We start from the raw sequence: 14,880 nt of genomic DNA on the forward strand, positions 1-14,880 counted from the left end.
TCGTACATTATCGATCCAATCAAATAAATAGATTATTAGGATAGATATAAATTTAAATAAAATCAAAGAGTTAAATATTATGAGCAAAATTGATTCTGCTGTTTGGAGCCAATCGTTCTCCACACAAACCGACTCTCTTACCCTCTCCGCGCTCGACGCAAAGCACATTGTGCTCTTTTTCTACCCAAAAGATAATACGCCTGGTTGCAGTAACGAGGTGCAGGATTTTAATGGGCTGTTAAATGAGTTTTCAATGCACGGGGTTGAGGTGATTGGTGTCTCGCGCGATAGCGTTAAATCGCATCAAAAATTTGCGGAGAAGTTCTCCCTTCATTTCCCCCTCATTTCCGATCCCGATGAGACTTTATGCCGAGCGCTTGATGTCATCAAAGAGAAAAATATGTTCGGTAAAATTGGCTTTGGAATTGAGCGTAGCACCTTTATTTTGACGGCAGAGGGAGAGATTGTAAACGAGTGGCGCAAGGTGAAAGTCCCGGGCCATGCAAATGAGGTATTGGAAGCGGTAAAAGCCCTTTAATTACCTTAAACGCATCTACGATTTGTCTAATAGATTGATATTTATTCCCGCTTATTGTGATCAACAAGCGACTCACACGAGGAGAAACCAAGAGTATGACAACGCTAAAACCCCATCGTTCTAAAAAGATTTTTGTTTTAGATACTAACGTTTTAATGCATGATTCCACATCGATTTTCCGTTTCCATGAGCATGATATCTACTTGCCCATGATTGTGTTAGAGGAGCTTGACCGCAATAAAGGGGGGCGCTCGGAGCCATCGCGAAATGCCCGTCAAGCGAGCCGTTTTATCAACGATATGCTCGAGGATTTTGATGGCGATCTCAATGATGGTGTACCGATTGTGCCGCAAATTCAAAACGATGATTGCAAACTCTGTACCGGTCGCCTTTTTTTCCAAACTCGTCCGCTTGAAGAGACGGCAGAGGGTTCGCGCCTTGTGAAAGGGGTGAACGATAATATTATTCTGCAAGTGGCGTTATCGCTTGAAGAGCAATATCCTGAGCGGGTGATTTTAGTCTCAAAAGATATTAACCTTCGCATTAAAGCGACGATTGTTGGCATTGAGGCGGAAGATTATTTTAACGACCAAATCCTCGATGATGCCAATCTTTTGTACAAAGGATTTTCCGAATATGACACTCATTTTTGGGAGCAGTTTGATACCAATTTAGAGTCGTGGACCGAAGAAGAGGGCCGTAGTTTTTACAAAGTGCAGGCCGATGAAGTGAAAAACTGGATCGTTGGACAAGGGCTCTTTGTTGGCAGCGATAATATGGATTACATCGTCCGCGATAAAGAGGGCGATACCGCGATTATTGAGCCATTACACGATTATCACGATAATGGCGTGTGGGGCATTAAAGCACGCAATAAAGGGCAAAACTTTGCACTTAATATCTTGCTTGATCCCGATATTGATTTCGTCACGCTCCTTGGGGCAGCGGGAACGGGGAAAACCCTTCTAGCGCTTGCGGCGGGGCTGCATGAAGTTTTAGAGACGAAAAAATATGATCAAATCATCATGACTCGAGCAACGGTATCGGTGGGTGAAGACATTGGATTTCTACCCGGTACGGAAGAGGAAAAAATGGCACCGTGGATGGGCGCACTCATGGATAACCTTGAGGTATTGATGGGCGATCATCAAAAAGATGATTGGAGCAAAGGCGCAACGAATGATCTATTAGCGCATCGCATCAAAATTAAATCGCTCAACTTTATGCGCGGACGGACGTTCCAAAATAAATGGGTGATTATCGATGAAGCGCAAAACCTCACCTCAAAACAGATGAAAACACTCATCACGCGCGCCGGTGAAAATACTAAAGTGATCTGTCTAGGAAATATTGGTCAGATCGATACGCCGTACTTAACCGAAACCACGTCTGGTTTAACTTATGTGGTCGAAAAATTCCAAGGCTGGAAATATAGCGCGCACATCACTTTACAGCAAGGCGAACGTTCACGCTTAGCGCTCTACGCCTCTGACAATCTGTAAGACTCAATTAATCAGCAATAATAAAAGCCCCGACCTGTCATCGCTACACGTCGGGGCTTTTGATTAATTTTTTATTTTTATTGCTACACCCCAATCGTTGGGCGTTTTAGGATAACAAGTAACACCACTGCAACGATAATAATGGAGGGGATTTCATTGAAGAAGCGATAGAATTTATGCGTTTTTTTGTTGCCATCGACGCGGAATACCATCATATAGTGATAGCAAAATCCGTGGTAGACAAAGAGTAAAAAGACGAGCGTTAATTTAATGTGCATCCATGGCATTTTAAGCAAAAGCGGGGTTTTCATCAGCGTCAACAGCCCGAAAATCAGCGTCAGTGTGCCACCGATATGAGTCATAATCATCAATTTTCGCTCCATCACCTTAAAGGTTTCGATGGTTTTAGTATCTCTATTCATCGCATGATAGACATAGATGCGCGGGAGATAGAAAAGACCTGCAAACCAGGTCACCATAAAGATGATATGAAACGCTTTGTAAATTTCAATTTCGTATATCATGACACCGCTCCTTATCGGATTATATAAAATGAATATTCCCTTAATTTACCACAAAGAACGGCTAAATGATATGCACAGCAACGGGCTTCGGTGATAACGCTTCTTATTAGATCGCTTAATGCTATAATGACACGTTAACTTTATTATGACGAATGAATAGGGAAAGGATTTATTCATGGTGTACTCCATAAAACGTAGAGAAACCAGTCAAGTCATGGTGGGCAATGTGGGAATCGGCTCTGATCATCCCATTCGCGTCCAATCGATGACCAATACCAATACCGAAGAGATCGATGCGACCATTGAGCAGATTATCGAGCTTGCCGATGCGGGCTCTGAGCTTGTGCGCGTGACGGTCAATACGGAAAAAGCGGCGAAAGCGGTTCCCCATATTGTTGAGGGGCTCGATAAACGGGGCTACCAAACACCGGTTGTGGGCGATTTTCACTTTAATGGACACCGTCTATTAGCGGCGGAACCGGAATGTGCGAAAATGCTGGCAAAACTTCGGATTAATCCCGGTAACGTCGGTCGTGGTGAGCGTAAAGATGAGCAGTTTAGCGCGATCATTAATGAGGCGTTAAAATATGATAAGCCGGTACGAATTGGCGTCAATTGGGGCTCGCTTGACCAGAGCGTTTTAAAACGTTTGATGGATGAGAATTTAACCCGTACCAATCCGCTAACCAATGATGAACTTATGTGTGAGGCGATGATTGTCTCGGCTCTTGAGAGCGTGAAATTTGCGAAAAGCCTTGGAATGACTGATGAAAAGATGATCCTTTCCGTCAAAGTGAGTCAATCACAACAGCTGATTAAGGTCTACCAAGATATCGCAACGCAAACCAATCTCCCGCTGCACTTAGGGCTTACCGAAGCAGGTATGGGAATGAAGGGGGCGGTTGCTTCAACGGCGGCACTTTCGGTGCTGCTTCAGCAAGGGCTTGGCGATACCATTCGCATCTCCTTAACGCCAGAGCCGGGCGCATCGCGCATTGAAGAGGTGCTCGTTGGAAAAGAGATTCTCCAGAGTTTGCAGATTCGCAATTTCTCCCCGAAAGTGGTGGCATGCCCAGGATGTGGGCGAACGAGCAGTGATTATTTCCAACATCTTGCGCAAGAAGTGCAGGGGTATTTGGACGATAATATGCCGATCTGGAAAGAACAATATCCCGGCGTTGAAACCATGGTGGTTGCCGTTATGGGGTGCGTTGTAAACGGGCCGGGTGAATCGAAATTGGCCGATATCGGTATCAGTCTCCCGGGAAGTGGTGAGCGTCCGGTTGCGCCAGTTTATGTTGATGGTGAGCGCCTTGTTACCTTGAAAGGGGATGGGCTTGCCGATGAATTTAAAACGATTGTAGAAGAGTATGTCATTAAACGTTATGGAAAACAGTAAAGAAGTGAGCATGGAAGAGGAAAAGAAGCACCTCCGGACGATCCGTTCGTTCGTTAAACGTGAAGGGCGCCTAACGAAAGGCCAAGAGCGAATTTTGGAAGAGAGTCCTTACTTAATTCCCCATGAAATGGTGGAAAACGAGTGGGATCTTGATGCGCTCTTTGGGCGTGAAAATCGTGAGCGTACCTTAGAGATTGGCTTTGGTAATGGTGCGTCGCTCGTTGAAATGGCAGAAATGCATCCTGAGCGGGACTTTTTAGGCGTGGAAGTGCATCGCCCGGGTGTTGGTCATCTTTTGCTCGCCGTGGAAGAAAAAGGACTGACAAATCTTCGCGCAATCGATTATGATGCTGTTCATATTATCGACAAATGTCTGCCAGTGGAATCGCTTGAATGTGTGCAAATTTTCTTTCCCGATCCTTGGCATAAAAAGCGTCATAATAAGCGCCGTTTAGTGCAAGTGCCCTTTGTGAATAAATTATTGCGCGTCTTGCAACACAATGGCCGAATCTGCATGGCAACCGACTGGGAGCCCTATGCGGAGCATATGATGGAAGTGATGAATGAGATCGATGCGCTTGAAAATACGTTTGGTAACGGATTTGCGCCCGATAGTAATCATCGCCCGACCACTAAATTTGAGCGTCGTGGCATTCGTCTTGGGCATGGTGTCTGGGATCTGATTTTTAAAAAGATACAATAAATCCAAAAAAACGCGCTAATCTTAGGCAGTCTTAAATAAGTGTTAATGTAGTTAAAGAAAGGTAAAGAGATGGGTAATTGGGTATTAATTGCAGGGAGTGGGATCATCGTGCTCCTCATTCTTGTGATTGTTTTATTATTGGTCTCCCGCGGAAAAGCCCCTAAAGTCGAAGTTGTGCCCAATGCAGCACCCGACGAGCTACAGATTGATCGCATTAAAGTGCTGGTGATCAAATCGAAAAAACGGATTGATGAGCTTAAGGCTGAGAGTGAAAAACTGCGGGATCGTCTTAATATTGCCCTCATTGAAAATGAGAAGTACATTGACGAAAATCGTGATCTTTCAGCGCGTGTGCACTTTTTAGAAGAAAATGTTGTGGGCGATGTCGATAATTTAAGTTATCGCCCTAATGATGTGGTCACCTCAAAAAGGATCGCCGATGCAGTGGCTGAATGGCAGGATAAAGTGATCGAGCTTGAGACTAAAATCAGCCTGATGTCGATCCAAGAAAATACCGATTCGGATCTCTTAAAGCGCATTAAAGAACTGATGATTGAGAATGAAAAGATCAGCGTAAAAATCAATCAAAAAGAGGAAGAGAATGTGGATCTTACGCTTAAACTGACGAAAGCCGTTTCTGCCTACGATAAACTCAATAAACGCTATAAAGAGCTCATTCTCGGACGCCCGTCAAAATAATCTCGGTAAAATCCCGTATGATGGGAGCACACATTGCATATTTTTGTTTGATCGGTTATACATTTAAATCTATGGATAAAACGCAGTCACAAAAGAGACGTAAACGATGGGTCGCTACGGGGGTTATTACGCTTTCGTCAGCGCTTTTTGCGTTTGCGGATATCTATATGTATATCGACGATGAAGGCGGTAAACATTTTGTGAATCACTATGTGCAAAATGCGGAGCTCGTTAAAAAAGTGTCGCCCATTATCGCAAGTGACGATCAGCATGGTTCTGATACGCAGACGCTGTTAGAGATGCCCCGTTTTAATCGCACGCCGTCGGTGCAAGATCAGCAGGTGAGCAGTTTTCAAGGAAATTTCCCCAATCGTTATCTCTTAGGGCCCGAGCGTAAACCAGCTTATTTAGAGAACTTCACTCAAAATCATAAAGCGAAAAGTGAGCTTGTGAGTGCGAACTTTGCCAATCGCTCCATCTATACGCCTTTTATTGATCAGATCGCCAAAGAGATTGGGGTTCCGCCGGCGCTTGTGCATGCGGTGATCTCCGTTGAGTCCGCTTATAATCCCAAAGCTCGTTCACACGTTGGGGCGCAAGGGCTCATGCAATTGATGCCGATGACGGCAAAACGGTTTGGCGTCGTCGATGCGTATGATCCGCTCCAAAATATTCGCGGGGGCACCACTTACTTGAAGTTTTTATTAGAGAAATTTGAAGATGTGGAACTTGCGCTTGCGGGCTATAACGCAGGTGAGGGCGCGGTGATGCGCTATGGCAATAAAATTCCGCCCTTTAAAGAGACGCAAAACTATGTCCCGCGGGTGATGGCGTACTATTATCGCTACCTCAAGCAAGAGCGTGAGGCGCGACTGTACGGGCGTTATTAACCATTATTAATTTAATTACAGATTGCTGTAAGCGGATACGGTTAGAAATTTAGAGCGGTTTATATTCAATATCAATCACAAAATAGCGTACCGGCCCCATTTCGAGTTTTAGCAAAATCTCATCATCGAACGTCTTTCCAATTAGCGCTCTCGCTAAGGGCGAATTGATGGAAATATAGCACGGATCATTATCAAACTCATCACTTCCCACAATGCGCACTACGCGCTCTTTTCCTACCTCATCTTCGAGGGTGATATAAGCCCCAAAGAAGATCTTATCTTGGTTTGCGGGAAGGGCATCAACAATGGTGAGTTCATCTAAACGCTTACTTAAAAAACGCACGCGACGATCGATCTCGCGGAGCATCTTTTTTCCGTAGATATACTCAGCGTTCTCCGAGCGATCGCCTAGCGCTGCGGCTTCACTCACCGCTTGTGTTACTTTAGGGCGTTTATCTTTCCAGAGATAATTGAGTTCATCCGAAAGTTTCTGAAATCCGTGTTTCGTAATGTAATTCATCGTCGTCCTTTCATGCAGCAGTTGCGCGCGATCGTTGCGCGATTAATGATTCCCTTTATTATTGTTGGGATTATTATTTCGGCGCGGGTTGCGTTGATTGCGGCGGCGCTGATTATTTGAGTTCGAATTGTGATGGCTATTGGGATTATGATTTGGGCTACTCTCTTGAGTAAAGAGATTGCCATGATTTTGAATATTGCGCTGCTGATTTGAAAATACTTGACGCATGCGATTTTTATTCACTTTTGCAATGTTCGCTTCAAACGAACCGCTCTCAAAGGGGAGGCGATTTTTATTCACGATATTGAGTTGCTCATTGCCTTCATCAATGCGGTTGAAGTTCGGTTCATCTTGATAATCGTGTTGCTCACGGCGTGGTCTACGAGTTTGATTGCGCGAGGTGCGTTTATTGTCGCGATTATCTCGATTGTCTCTATTATCTCGGCTCTCCCGACGATCTTGTTGTTGGTCGTTACGATCATTTCGATCTTGGCGACGGCCTCGATTTTGTTGCGGTCTACGGCGGTTATCGCGCTGTTCGCGTTCCCTTGTTGGTGTCTGAGCATCCGCATCTTGCGCATTCTCTGATTGACTCTCTGTTCGTGCTTGATTATCAGCGGATTGACGGCGTTGTTGCGAGCGATTTTGCTCGGGGCGTTCACGGCGCTCACGATTTTCCCGTGGTTCACGTTCTTTACGAGCGGAAAGTGGGGTGATCGTGAGCTTGAGATCAGGACATTCCTCTTTTAAAGAGGTGACCCAAACCTCTTCATTTTCGCTCGCAAGAGATAGCGTTGTTTTTGGGGTAAGGCGATCCATGGCATCGCTTAATCGATCGGTAAATTCCACATACGCCACCGGAAGCTGATAGAAAATAACTTTGTTAACGCCTTCCACTTTCCCTTCAATTAGATTGATATCACGCTGATTGAGGATTAAGACGGCGATATTGCCATGATTAAAACGCTCGATAAAATTCTCGCGGGCATCTTCTTTGAGGCGCTCGTGCAAAATGCGTGATTGAATGCGCGCACGATAGAGATAATTGCCGAGCTGTTTTGAATGTTGGCGTGAGTGGCTGATGACCACAACGCGGGTTAAGGATTCTGAACGGATGAGATCGCGGATATATTGGCGCTCAAAGTTCTTCTTCACAAAGGCAACTTCATGGGAATCATCGGCAGGAAGTTCTTTCGGAGCCGGTTTTTTCCCTTCGAGTTTTTCGCTGGTTGCTTCTTTAGAGGGTTCTTTTTGAGTCTCTTCGAGTGAGGCTTTTGGAGCTTCCGCTACGGCAGTATCGGCTACTTTGCTTTCGATCGCATCAGGCGCAAGTGTTTTCTTCGCTTTTGATTTAATGCTGATTTTTGTCTTTTCGGATGCGGGTTCTTCAATAACCTCTTTTTTCACAGGTTCAGCATCAAGAGTCTCTTTACGATTGAGTGAGATCTTTTTCGCTGGTACCGGCACTTCCTCGGTCTCGGTTAACGTATGGTAATTAAGCGGCACGAGGCAAAAATCGCTCAGGCGTTTGTCTTCATGAAGATCGCTTAATAATTTAGACGTTGAGAGTGAGAGGCGGGGGAAGGTATTAAAGAAGAGGCAATTGAAAGCGCTTAAATCGAAGGATTCGTGCGTAGTGAGCTGCGCATTGATGGCGGGATAGAGCAGGAGCTGAACGCTCTTTTTAATCTCAATCTCTTGGTGCGGTAACAGATAATCGATCTCAAGACTCGGCATCATCGCTTCAATTAAATAGCGCAGTGTGATCGCATCGCTGACCGAATCGGTAACCATGAGCGCTTTTTGCTCCGGGTGCTCTTTCAGCGTTTTTAGGGCGCTTGAGAGAAAGAGAAGGGTGTGCTCAATGGTGAGCGCGATCAGTTTTTCCTGCTGGACTCGTTTCGTGTCGATAATTTTTTTAACATGAGCCGAGAGGTCCTCCCACGATTTAGGGAGGTGAGAGAGAGTCGATTGATTCATAGATTATATATTTAATTTCACAATAGAAGTTAATGGGTAAGTTTTCTTCGACATTGTATATGGCTAATAGTGACCGGCAATTGACCGGTGTAATCGTTAACGAGCGCCCAAATAATGCGGATTGACGAAGTATAAGAGTCTAATTTTTTTAATTATGTAGAAGTGGGAGCAAAGCTCACCATAATAAGAGTCACTTCGGCTTCGTTGCAAGGCGCATAGCTCGATAATATGAGGGTTAGGGCATCCGTTCCGCTAAATTTCCTTTATAATTTACCATGAAGCAGGTAAAATGCCAAAATATATCTTATTTATTAAATGAGTTTCATCGACACCAGATGCTTTAGGAGAGTATGCAGTATTATGAAAAAGATCGCTTTTTGGGCCAAAATTGTTTTAAGTCTTCTCTTTCTCTTAGCATTATTAATGCTCTTTTTTCAAAACCGTGATACCGCCATTGTTTTCAATTATTTAGCGGGTAAAGGCGAGATCCAACTGACAACGCTCCTCTTCCTATCGTTTGCCCTCGGCGCGATTTTTACGCTGGCACAACTCTTTTTAACGAACGTGCGTAAAGGCTATAATAAAATGATTTTAGAAGCGCGCGTTAAAGAACTCACGGACGAAAACGAACGTTTAGAGCGTGAACTCAATCGTCTTTAATTGCACGATGATTAAAGCGCTCGATCCGGATCGAAATCGCTTTAATTGAGGTGAGGCATTAAATCAACAATGTTTGAATATATATGGATTTTACTTCCGATCGGCCTTTTGATCGGGTGGTTTGCAGCGAAGAAAGATATTGCGAAGAAACAGCGGATTTTGCATTATCTCAATTTGCGCTATCTGCTCGAGGATCAGACGCAGAAAGATTATGAAAATCTTGCGCTTGAGATGCCGCTCGATTCGGACGTTGAAGCCCTTAAATTCTCATTGTTGCTCGGCGATGCGTTTCGTAAGCGTGGTGAGATTGATAAAGCGATTAATCTCCATGAAACCCTAATTCGCCAAGCCCAAACGCCGGATTTACGCGCAAGTGCTTACTTATCCCTTGCAAAAGATTATTTAAGTGCCGGGATTTTAAATCATGCCGAAGAGACGCTGCGCCTTGTGGTTGATGGTGAATTTGAAGCACAGCATAAAAATAAGGCGCTGATTAAGCTTGCCCATCTTTATAAGCAGCAGCGGGACTGGCTGCAATCGCTCTCCATGCTTGAAAAAATCAGCGATAAAGATCCGCTTATTTTGGAAGAGATGGCGCACCTTTATTGTGAGCTCGCCGAAGAGGATCTCGCGAAAGATCTTAAAGGGGAGCGTGAGCGGATTTTTGTGTGGTTAACCAAAGCCCTTGAATGCGATGAAAATTGCGCGCGCGTCAGTCTTATTACGGCATTTATCTACCTTAAAGAGAAAAATTACGCCGCAGCGCTTGAAGCGCTCCTCCATATTGAAAAGCAAAAGCATGCACTCGTTCCAATAACTGCGCCGATGATCTGTGATTTAGCCTTTCGTTTAGAACGGCCGCATTTCTTTATCCATTGGCTTGATCGCCTGCTTGCTGAGAGTGATCGCCATTTTATTTTAGTCTTGTGGAAGGCCCACTATTTGGTGCGTTCCGAATCGATCCATGAGGCGATTGATTATCTTAAATCGGTCTTAAGTGCCGAGAATAATCTGCGAGGCTTGCTCCTGTTAAACGAGCTGTTATCTTACGCCGAAACGAGCAATGAAAGTCTCATAATTTACAAAAAAACGCTCAACAGCGTGATTGACCGATATTCAAACTTCCAGTGCGAAAATTGCGGGTTTACCAGCAAGACACTCCACTGGAATTGTCCAAGTTGTAATCATTGGAATACGAGCGCACCGGTATCCGATATAATAGCGCTCAAACATTAACGAATTCATTTTATTGATCTAGGTTTATGACTATAGGAGTTGACCCATTATGATGACGAAAGAAGCCATTCAAAAATTAATTACAAGCAGCCTAGAGTGCACTTTTATTGAAGTAAAAGGCGACGACGGCACGCATTTTGAAGCGATTGTTGTGAGTCCTGCTTTTGAAGGTATTTCGATGTTAAAACAGCATAAAATGGTTTATGCCACCTTAGGGGATCGCCTTGAAACAGAAGAGATCCATGCGCTTGCGCTTAAAACCTATACACCAGCCCAATGGGATAAATAATGATGAAAACAGATAATGAACGCCTCCTCGTTGTGGGAAATGGCCCATTATCGGGCACCATTCAAGCAAGCGGTGCGAAAAATGCGGTATTGCCGATTTTAGCGGCAACCATTTTAGCCTCCGAGCCGGTAACGCTTCACAATGTTCCGAAACTGCAAGATGTGCTAATTTTGGAAAGTTTGCTAGAGAGTTTTGGCGCAACGGTTAGTGAAGTGGGTGAAAACTCCATTGAGATTGATCCCCGCGGGATTACTGAAATTCGCGCAAGTCACGATTTAGTGAAATTGATGCGTGCGTCGATCTTAGTGCTTGGGCCGCTCCTTGCCCGTTTTGGTGAGGCGGAAGTATCGCTTCCGGGGGGCTGCGCGATTGGCAGTCGTCCGGTGGATCAACATCTAAAAGGGATGGAAGCGCTTGGCGCCAATATTACCCTTAAAAATGGCTACGTCTTTGCAAAAACGCCCAATGCTCGCCTAAAAGGGGGGCACTACGCGTTTGATATGGTCACGGTAACGGGCGTTGAAAACGTCATTATGGCGGCGGTATTAGCGGACGGTGTCACCATTTTAGATAACTGCGCGAAAGAGCCCGAAGTGACCGATCTTGTGGAGATGCTGATCTCGCTTGGCGCTAAAATTGAAGGCGTTGGCACGGATCGACTCACCATTACCGGGGTTGAAAAACTCTCGGGCGGTGAATATACCATTATGCCGGACCGAATCGAGATCGGAACGTACTTAGTTGCCGGTGCGATGACCTTTGGTGACATCACTGTCGAACGCTGTATTCCCGCGCATCTTGAGGCGGTCAATCATAAATTGATTGAAGCAGGGTGTCAGATCGAGACGGGCGCTGATTTTGTGCGCGTTTTTCCCGGTACCTCCATTTTAAAACCGCTCGATATTCGCACAGCACCTTATCCGCTCTTTGCAACGGATATGCAGGCGCAATTTATGGCGATGGCAGCGATCTCACAAGGCACATCAACGATTGTGGAAACGATCTTTGAAAATCGCTTTATGCATGCCAATGAATTGATGCGTATGGGCGCGGACATTCATGTGGAAGAGCGCATGGCGGTGATTCAAGGGGTTGAAAAACTCTCCGGAACGGAAGTGACGGCAACGGACCTTCGCGCGTCAGCGGCGCTTATTTTAGCGGGATTAGTCGCCGATGGAACCACGACTATCGATGGACTGCATCACCTTGATCGCGGCTATGATGGCATTGAGAGAAAGCTCACCGGAATTGGTGCGAAAATCGAACGGATTACCCTCGATGAGGCATCACCTCTTTAATCGGTAATTGGATCCGTTGAGGTCTAATTAAGATTTAGATAAACAAGAGATAAAAAAAGGAATCGCTTTTTAATGAGACGATTCCTTTTTTATTGCGTGCTATTTATCGGCGTTATTTATAAAGTCCGATTAAGGCGTTTCTTGTGGTGTGAGCTCAGGATTTTCATCGAGGAGCTCAAGCGGAACTGGCACGCCCATGTTCTCATACAGTAGGGTGATGTGCGCGGTAAAACTCTCTTTTGAAACCGATCCCATAATGCGGTAGGGTTCTAACTCATTGCCTTGATGATCGAAAAAGAGAATCGCCGGCGGTCCATAGATTGAAAAGTGCTTTTGCAGCTGCTGATCGAGCGCATCATTGGCGGTCACATCGCTGCTTAAGAGCTGAATCGGTTTAAGCAGTGTTTTTACCGAATCATGGCTAAAGACATATTTCTCCATCTCTTTACAGGCAACGCACCAGTCAGCGTTAAATTCGAGCATCGTTAGCGGTAGCGTATTCTCTGCAAGCGCGCTATTTAAACCTTCAATCCCTTTAATTTCGGTAAAGTCGATCGTTTCAATGACGCGGGTCGATTCTTTAATGGAATAGAGCCCGAAGATCAGGGACGCAATCGCAACAAGCGAGAAAAAGGAGAGATAGGCTTTTGATTTTTTCACATAGATAAAGAGCCAAGTTGCCGCGGACAGTGCGACAAGGGCATAGAGCCACTGCTCCCATTTAAAGGGAACAATGCGCCCGATAAAGTAGGCCGCAATGCCGAGCAAAATAAACCCAAAGAGGATTTTTACCTGCGTCATCCAGCCACCAGCTTTTGGCAATAGATGGCCTGACGAGGCCCCTAGAATCAGCAGCGGTACGCCCATTCCCATGCTCATGCTAAATAAAATCGTGCCCCCTAAGAGATAATCTTGCGATTGCGCCACAAGGCCAATCACACCAATGAGCGGTGCAGTGACGCAAGGGCCCACAATGAGCGCCGAGAGCATTCCCATAATAATAACGCCCGCATAGCCACTTTTGCCTTCTTGATTTTGGCTAATGCGATTGAGGTAATTTTGCACTTTTGCAGGCATTTGCAGTTCGTAAAGCCCAAACATACTCAGCGCGAGCAGCACGAAGATGGCGGCAAAGCCGATTAGGACATAAGGGTGCTGTAGATAGGCGGCAAAGCCTTTACCAAAGAAGGCGGCAAGGAGGCCAAGCAGTACATAGATTGACGCCATGGAGAGCACATAAATGAGCGAAACCACAAAGCCATTTTTAGCGGTTTCTACGCCACGACTTGTTAAAATGCCCGATAAAATAGGGAGCATCGGCAAGACGCAAGGGGTAAAGGTGAGAAGTAGCCCAAAGATAAAAAAGAGCGGGATCGCCATATATTTTTTATCAAGCAGATATTGGGTGAGGCGATCGTGTTCTGCCATTGGAATATCGAGCGCGAGCGTCTCTTCAAGGGAGATGAGCGCATCATCAATCTTTAAATTTGGATTGATCGAAAGTGTCTCTTCCCAGCGGTGTGGGGGAAAACAGAGCCCTTTTTTGGCGCACCCTTGCGCTTCAATAAAAAGATGTAAATTTTTAACCTGAGCAAAATCGCCCTTGGGATTGATAGGAATCACAATGGGGAAATCATAGATCATTTGACGACCAAAAAATTCATCCTCATGCCAAACGCCTTCAGGAAGTGCCACTTCATCGAGTGTGAGTACCTCATTTAATACTCGGATTTTAATGCGATCCCGATAGAGATAGTAATCGGGATGAATCTCAAAATGGAGATTAATGCGCCCATCATCAAAGCGTGTCAGTGTCGGGACAAAAGCGCGATCGGGCGGTAATAGTTCATCATTTTGACGAATTTTTCCGGTGAGCGATTGCCCACCAAAGCCACTATTACTTGGCGATTGAAAAAGCTGCGCCTGTGCGGTTAGCGTGGTTAAAAAGAGGATCAGGAGCGTCCCAATCGTCGTAAGAATCTGTTTTCTCATAGGTGGTTGGTTCCTAATGTAACAATGGATCGGGTAGATGCAGCGTAGCCAATTTGTTGTCGTTATAAGCGCCAAAGGGCTACATCTACGAGAATAAAAATAGGTGATTCAAGTATTATCAAGATCACCTATCTGTTCCAAAATTATGACACTTTTTTCGCTCGGTTTTGCCTGCGGCGCTCGATAAAGAGCGGAAGCGAGCCACCGATAAAGATAATGAGTCCAAGACCGCCGAAAATGGTGCCTTGCCATGTCGCTAAAAAGGATTGAATACGCGCATTATCGGGCGCATCAATGGGGTAGTGAACGATAAATTCTTCCCCTTTTTCAAAGGGTGGCGTCTGTTTGCCGTAATCGAGTTTGACAAAGTGCCGGCGATCGAGTTGATCTTTAAAATGGACATAGAGTGCATTGCTCGAATCGGAGAGTTCAACGCTATCGACCGTTGCGCGCGCTGTTTCTGATTCTTTAATAAAGTTGCGCAGTTCATAGGTTAAATACCCGCCAAAGGCGAAGATAATTAGCCCGAAAATACGCAATCCGCGTAGCCACATTTGTTGCTTATTCACTCGATTCTCCTTGTGAAAGACTCATTAAATTGTGTCAAATTAGGGCACTATTGTAACCTGTTTTAACGTGAAGAACAGCAT

Annotated in this window: 15 protein-coding genes; 10 read left to right on the plus strand and 5 right to left on the minus strand. The window is 45.2% G+C overall.

Annotation, left to right across the window (positions count from 1 at the left end; translation table 11 throughout):
* Positions 1 to 79: 79 nt before the first annotated feature.
* A complete protein-coding gene (locus tag OXI21_RS07275) occupies positions 80 to 538 on the plus strand; it encodes a peroxiredoxin (RefSeq protein ID WP_279618898.1) in 459 nt (152 codons plus the stop codon).
* 95 nt (positions 539 to 633) lie between these two features.
* A complete protein-coding gene (locus tag OXI21_RS07280) occupies positions 634 to 2,040 on the plus strand; it encodes a PhoH family protein (RefSeq protein ID WP_279618899.1) in 1,407 nt (468 codons plus the stop codon).
* A gap of 83 nt (positions 2,041 to 2,123) precedes the next feature.
* On the opposite strand, the gene OXI21_RS07285 is transcribed toward OXI21_RS07280, so the two are convergent.
* The gene (locus tag OXI21_RS07285) at positions 2,124 to 2,564 is read right to left on the minus strand and encodes a CopD family protein (RefSeq protein ID WP_279618900.1); all 441 of its coding nucleotides are present in this window, start codon (positions 2,562 to 2,564) and stop codon (positions 2,124 to 2,126) included.
* Between the two features lie 175 nt (positions 2,565 to 2,739).
* On the opposite strand from OXI21_RS07285, the gene ispG reads away from it, so the two are divergent.
* The 4 genes from ispG (at position 2,740) to OXI21_RS07305 (ending at position 6,255) form a co-directional block, all read left to right on the plus strand.
* On the plus strand, positions 2,740 to 3,963 hold the full coding sequence (gene ispG, locus OXI21_RS07290) for a flavodoxin-dependent (E)-4-hydroxy-3-methylbut-2-enyl-diphosphate synthase (RefSeq protein WP_279618901.1): 1,224 nt from the start codon (positions 2,740 to 2,742) through the stop codon (positions 3,961 to 3,963).
* The gene (gene trmB / locus OXI21_RS07295; protein WP_347815524.1) at positions 3,950 to 4,666 is read left to right on the plus strand and encodes a tRNA (guanosine(46)-N7)-methyltransferase TrmB; all 717 of its coding nucleotides are present in this window, start codon (positions 3,950 to 3,952) and stop codon (positions 4,664 to 4,666) included. Before ispG ends, trmB begins: the two co-directional genes overlap by 14 nt.
* 69 nt (positions 4,667 to 4,735) lie before the next feature.
* Positions 4,736 to 5,365 (plus strand): hypothetical protein, encoded by a 630-nt coding sequence (locus tag OXI21_RS07300; RefSeq protein WP_279618903.1) that lies wholly within the window; start codon positions 4,736 to 4,738, stop codon positions 5,363 to 5,365.
* Positions 5,366 to 5,436: 71 nt separating this feature from the next.
* Positions 5,437 to 6,255: a lytic transglycosylase domain-containing protein gene (locus OXI21_RS07305; RefSeq protein ID WP_279618904.1), complete on the plus strand. Its 819-nt coding sequence runs from the start codon at positions 5,437 to 5,439 to the stop codon at positions 6,253 to 6,255.
* A 49-nt stretch (positions 6,256 to 6,304) separates the two neighbouring features.
* On the opposite strand, the gene greB is transcribed toward OXI21_RS07305, so the two are convergent.
* Together greB and OXI21_RS07315 are read right to left on the minus strand one after the other, a co-directional pair.
* A complete protein-coding gene (greB, locus tag OXI21_RS07310) occupies positions 6,305 to 6,775 on the minus strand; it encodes a transcription elongation factor GreB (RefSeq protein ID WP_279618905.1) in 471 nt (156 codons plus the stop codon).
* A gap of 42 nt (positions 6,776 to 6,817) precedes the next feature.
* A complete protein-coding gene (locus OXI21_RS07315; protein WP_279618906.1) occupies positions 6,818 to 8,755 on the minus strand; it encodes a hypothetical protein in 1,938 nt (645 codons plus the stop codon).
* 360 nt (positions 8,756 to 9,115) lie between these two features.
* Here OXI21_RS07315 and OXI21_RS07320 point away from each other — a divergent pair, with 360 nt between their 5' ends.
* The 4 genes from OXI21_RS07320 (at position 9,116) to murA (ending at position 12,238) form a co-directional block, all read left to right on the plus strand.
* On the plus strand, positions 9,116 to 9,415 hold the full coding sequence (locus tag OXI21_RS07320; RefSeq protein WP_279618907.1) for a LapA family protein: 300 nt from the start codon (positions 9,116 to 9,118) through the stop codon (positions 9,413 to 9,415).
* A 69-nt stretch (positions 9,416 to 9,484) separates the two neighbouring features.
* Positions 9,485 to 10,651, plus strand: coding sequence for a hypothetical protein (locus tag OXI21_RS07325; RefSeq protein ID WP_279618908.1), 1,167 nt, complete (start codon positions 9,485 to 9,487; stop codon positions 10,649 to 10,651).
* A gap of 49 nt (positions 10,652 to 10,700) precedes the next feature.
* A complete protein-coding gene (locus OXI21_RS07330) occupies positions 10,701 to 10,940 on the plus strand; it encodes a BolA/IbaG family iron-sulfur metabolism protein (RefSeq protein WP_279618909.1) in 240 nt (79 codons plus the stop codon).
* A gap of 2 nt (positions 10,941 to 10,942) precedes the next feature.
* Complete coding sequence (gene murA / locus OXI21_RS07335; RefSeq protein ID WP_347815525.1) at positions 10,943 to 12,238, plus strand: UDP-N-acetylglucosamine 1-carboxyvinyltransferase; 1,296 nt, start codon at positions 10,943 to 10,945, stop codon at positions 12,236 to 12,238.
* Positions 12,239 to 12,367: 129 nt separating this feature from the next.
* On the opposite strand, the gene dsbD is transcribed toward murA, so the two are convergent.
* Positions 12,368 to 14,230 (minus strand): protein-disulfide reductase DsbD, encoded by a 1,863-nt coding sequence (gene dsbD, locus OXI21_RS07340; protein WP_279618911.1) that lies wholly within the window; start codon positions 14,228 to 14,230, stop codon positions 12,368 to 12,370.
* A 143-nt stretch (positions 14,231 to 14,373) separates the two neighbouring features.
* On the minus strand, positions 14,374 to 14,799 hold the full coding sequence (locus tag OXI21_RS07345; protein ID WP_279618912.1) for a DUF3592 domain-containing protein: 426 nt from the start codon (positions 14,797 to 14,799) through the stop codon (positions 14,374 to 14,376).
* Positions 14,800 to 14,880: the final 81 nt, after the last annotated feature.

It is taken from the genome of Ignatzschineria sp. RMDPL8A, from assembly GCF_029815055.1.
Taxonomy (GTDB): Bacteria; Pseudomonadota; Gammaproteobacteria; order Cardiobacteriales; family Wohlfahrtiimonadaceae; genus CALZBJ01.